The organism is Photorhabdus cinerea (genome assembly GCF_011189575.1).
Taxonomy (GTDB): Bacteria; Pseudomonadota; Gammaproteobacteria; order Enterobacterales; family Enterobacteriaceae; genus Photorhabdus; species Photorhabdus cinerea.
Window position 1 is genome coordinate 1 of the sequence record NZ_PUJW01000050.1, and the last position, 2,976, is coordinate 2,976.

Consider the following 2,976-nt stretch of genomic DNA (forward strand, 5'->3'; position numbering starts at 1 on the left):
TACCGGCCAGAGTGACCAGTGCGGTTGTGAACGACCAGTACGGGGATATCGACAAAGACGGGTTGTATCGGGTGTCATTTGACTTTGACCGGGCGAGCTGGCCGCAGGGGAGAGAAAGCCTGTGGGTACGGTTGGCCCGGCCCTATGCGGGTGACACCTACGGTTTTCACTGGCCGTTGCTGGCGGGGACGGAAGTGGCGATTGCGTTTGAAGGGGGCGACCCGGACCGGCCTTATATCGCTCACGCGCTGCACGACTCGAAACACCCGGATCACGTCGCATTTTATAACTACAAACGTAACGTGCTGCGCACGCCGGCGAATAACAAACTGCGGATGGATGACGAGCGCGGGAAAGAGCACATCAAACTCAGTACTGAATACGGCGGTAAGAGCCAGCTGAATCTGGGGCATCTTGTCGATAGTCAGCGCCCGCATCCGAAGAAACGGGGCGAGGGCTTTGAACTGCGCACCGATAGCTGGGGGGCGATCCGCGCGGGTAAGGGGTTGTTTATCAGTGCGGATGAACAGGCTAAAGCCAGAGGGGAAGTACTGTCGATGACCCCGGCGATCAGTCTGGTCAAAGGGGCGGTCAATCAGGTGATGGAATGGGGAACTGTGACAAAAACTCACCTGAATTATTCCCCGGATACCGAGAGCCTGAAAACCTATTTACAGGGGGTGGATCAACTGAAAATGGCAGCCATGTTGCTCAGTGCGCCAGAGGGTATCGGTGTTGTCAGTCCGCAGACTGTGATGTTGCACAGTGGTCAGGCGCTCTATGCCCAAAGTGCGGGCGACGTGCATATGGCCAGTGCCTGCCGCATTGGGGTGAATGCCACTCAGGCCATCTCTTTACTGGCGCAGACAGAGGGAATGCGTCTGGTCTCGGGGAAAGGGCCATTCACGATGGAATCCCACGGGGATGAGTTAGGTCTCACCGCGTTAAAAGATGTCACCGTCAAGTCAACGCAGGGCCAGGTACAGATTATCGCTAAAAACGGCCTGACACTGGCGTGTGGCGGCGCATATATCCGTCTTTCTCCGGCAGGAGAAATTGAAATTCATGGGCCGGGCCTGCTCAGTTTGAAAGGGCAGCACAAAATGGACGCTCCGGCGAAGCAGGATTTTCCGTTACCGGACTTGCCGGAATCCGTGTGTAAAGAGTGCCTGAAAAAAGCGCAGGAGATGGCGCAAGGGTTTGTTTTGAGGAAATAACCGATGAATAACGTTGAAATAACTGACTGGATTGCCTCACTTGAGACGTCAGCAAAGGATGTCGGCATGCGTTGTCTCGATATCATTGTGGATCAGTCCGGGAGCGAGTTCTCGCTGATCCCGGCGTTGGAGAGTTTTTCACCTGAAATCAAATGGTGTTCACTGTTTCAGGAATTGCCCGAAGAGATTGTGGTGGAAGATGCGCCGGTCTTGATCCGGATTGATTTAACCCAACCTGACCAGCGGCAATGGATGCAGGAAATTATCTGGCGCTTAAGGGAAGAACCGTTGCTGTTGATTTTATGCTCGTCATGGTCATTTGACCTGTTGGCTCTGTATTTAATTCAATGTGCGGATGCTGCATACGCGGGACAGGCGGGCATTTTACGCTTTTTTGATCCGCGTATTTTCCCGGTGCTGTTTTCTCATGTGTTGGATGCGGAGCAGCAACAGCAATTACTCCGACCCGTTCTGTTCTGGAGCTGGCTTGATCGTGACGGCGTTTCGAATTTTCTTTTGGGTGAGGGGAATGCCGAGCCAGTTAGTGACGCCATTGAGAAAATTGATCTCACGGATAAGCAACTGGAGTTCCTCCTGTGTGTTTCTGATGCTCATCAGCTAATGTCGCAACTGAATGAGAGCGAATACCCGGAAGCTTCTCATGAGCAACTGTTTAACCACTGTTATGTCTTAATGGTCGAAGCATCTGACAAACCTATTTTACTGGATGATGACAGAGCATCCTTTGTGCTTGAGCATCTCAAAGCCAGATTATCCCTCAATGAAGGAGCGAAAGATGAAAAAACACCGGTTTAAATGGGCGGTTTTATGCCTGTTACTGGCGGCCTGTAGTCAGTTTCCAGCGCAGGCCGGAACCATTGAGGCGATTAATCATACCAAGTGAGCGATTAACCGGTTCAGTGTGGATGATACGCCGGGTATCGATATTATCGGGCCGTATCAGGGCGGTGGCGGTGGCTGTTGTTATAGCGTGCCAGCGAAATGGAAACCGGGGATGACGGTCCGGGTGGATTGGGAGGCCGGTGAAGCATCAACAAAGGGGTTTCCCGGTTTTGCTGATGAAGAAAAATATTTAGCTTGGCGTAATAAATTGCAAGCTAATAATCGCCAGCATAGTCAGGTAGTGCCAGTGCCCGATTATACCGGTCAGCGCACCTGTGGGATTACGGTGCATTTCTTACCCTGTGATCAGGTGAAGGTGACGACGTCCTGCGCTACCTACAATAGTCCCAATTATCCGATTAAAGAGCCGTTGAAAATGAAGGAGCCGAAAGTATGTCCGAAATAATGCCGACAGGCATCTCAAAGCCAGATTATGCCTTATTGAAGGAGAGAAAGATGAAGAAACACCGGTTTAAATGGGCGGTTGTATGCCTGTTACTGGCGGCCTGTAGTCAGTTGCCGGCACAGGCCGGAACCATTGAGGCGATTAATCATACCAAGTGGGCGATTAACCGGTTCAGTGTGGATGATAATCCCGGTATCGATAGTATCGGACCGTATCAGGGCGGTGGTGGTGGCTGTTGCTATCGGGCTCCGGAGAAGTGGAAACCGGGGATGACGGTCAAGGTGGATTGGGAAACCGGGGTGGCTTTCTCCGACGATTTTCCCGGATATGCAAATAGGGAGAAATATTTGGCATGGAGGGAAAAAATCGATGCTCAGAACCGCCAGCATAGCCAGGTAGTGCCGGTGCCCGATTATACCGGTCAGCGCACCTGTGGGATTACGGTGCATT

The 2,976-nt window shown here is 52.2% G+C and carries 3 protein-coding genes and 1 pseudogene; all 4 read left to right on the forward strand.

The features are described 5' to 3' along the window. Positions 1 to 1,217 (forward strand): DUF2345 domain-containing protein (locus C5469_RS21505; protein WP_166310609.1); only part of this gene is annotated, 1,217 nt, incomplete at its 5' end. A gap of 3 nt (positions 1,218 to 1,220) precedes the next feature. Continuing rightward, positions 1,221 to 2,033, forward strand: coding sequence for a toxin Tle1 chaperone Tla1 (gene tla1 / locus C5469_RS21510; protein WP_166310611.1), 813 nt, complete (start codon positions 1,221 to 1,223; stop codon positions 2,031 to 2,033). After that, a pseudogene (tli1a, locus tag C5469_RS21515) lies at positions 2,014 to 2,526 on the forward strand (Tli1a family immunity protein). Before tla1 ends, tli1a (C5469_RS21515) begins: the two are co-directional and overlap by 20 nt. Before the next feature lie 50 nt (positions 2,527 to 2,576). Next, the coding region (gene tli1a / locus C5469_RS21520; RefSeq protein WP_242689557.1) for a Tli1a family immunity protein at positions 2,577 to 2,976 on the forward strand (400 nt) is incomplete at its 3' end.